Genomic DNA, 1052 nt, shown 5'->3' on the forward strand with positions numbered 1-1052 from the left:
CGGCCCAGCGTGAAGAGGCCCACGAGCACCGCCGCCAGCAGCGCGATCAGCGGTGAGCCGATCACATCGGTGACCCGCTGCACGGGGTCGGCCGGGTCGTCGACGACGACGTCCACCAGCGCCTTGACGAGCATCAGCGCCACCGGCAGCAGCACCGTGGCCACCGTGGCGACGAAGGAGGGCCGGCGCTCCAGGGACTCGGAGGGGCGCTGCGGGATCAGCCCCTCGGGCGGGGTCACGTCGACCCAGCGGGCCGCGTACCGGGAGAAGAGCGGGCCGGCGATGACCACCGTGGGGACGGCGACCAGCCCCCCGAGCGCCAGGGTCACCCCGAGGTCGGCGTGCACCGCGTCGATCGCGGCCAGCGGGCCGGGGTGCGGGGGCACCAGCCCGTGCATCGCGGAGAGCCCGGCGAGCGCGGGGATGCCGATCCGCATCAGCGCGTGGTCGCCGCGCTTGGCGACCAGCAGCACCACCGGGATCAGCAGCACGATCCCGACCTCGAAGAAGAGGGGCAGCCCGATGACGCCGGCGATCAGCGCCATCGCCCAGGGCATGGTGCGACGGCCGGCCCTGGCCAGGATGGTGTCGACGATCTGGTCCGCGCCGCCCGAGTCCGCCAGCAGCTTGCCCAGGATCGCGCCGAGGGCGATGAGCACGCCGACCCCGGCGACCGTGCTGCCGAGACCGGCGGTGAAGCTCTTGATCACCTTGTCCAGGGGGGCGCCGGCCGCCGCGCCCAGCACCAGCGAGCCGATGGTCAGGGAGAGGAAGGCGTGCAGCTTCCACCGGGTGATGAGCACGACGATGACGGCGATGCCGGCGAGAACGGCGATCCCGAGCTGGGCGTGGCCCGCCGAGGTGATCGGTTCGGCGGCGTCCGCTGCGAGCGTCTCGACGCTGAGACTGCTGAGAGGGGACACGGGTCTTCCTTGCTGACGGCGCGCGGGGCGCGCTCACGGTGCGTGGCCGGGCCCGGTCACGGCGTGCGGCCGGGGTGCGGGGCGGGGTGCGGTTTACGGTGTGCGGCCGGGGGGGGGGGCGGGTGGGGG

The 1052-nt window shown here is 74.4% G+C and carries 1 protein-coding gene; it reads right to left on the minus strand.

What is annotated here, in order from left to right; genetic code table 11:
* On the minus strand, nucleotides 1–923 hold a 923-nt coding region (locus ACSNOD_RS31355; RefSeq protein ID WP_436770465.1), incomplete at its 3' end, for a GntP family permease.
* Nucleotides 924–1052: the final 129 nt, after the last annotated feature.

Source organism: Streptomyces sp. URMC 123, from assembly GCF_051386515.1.
Classification (GTDB): Bacteria; Actinomycetota; Actinomycetes; order Streptomycetales; family Streptomycetaceae; genus Streptomyces.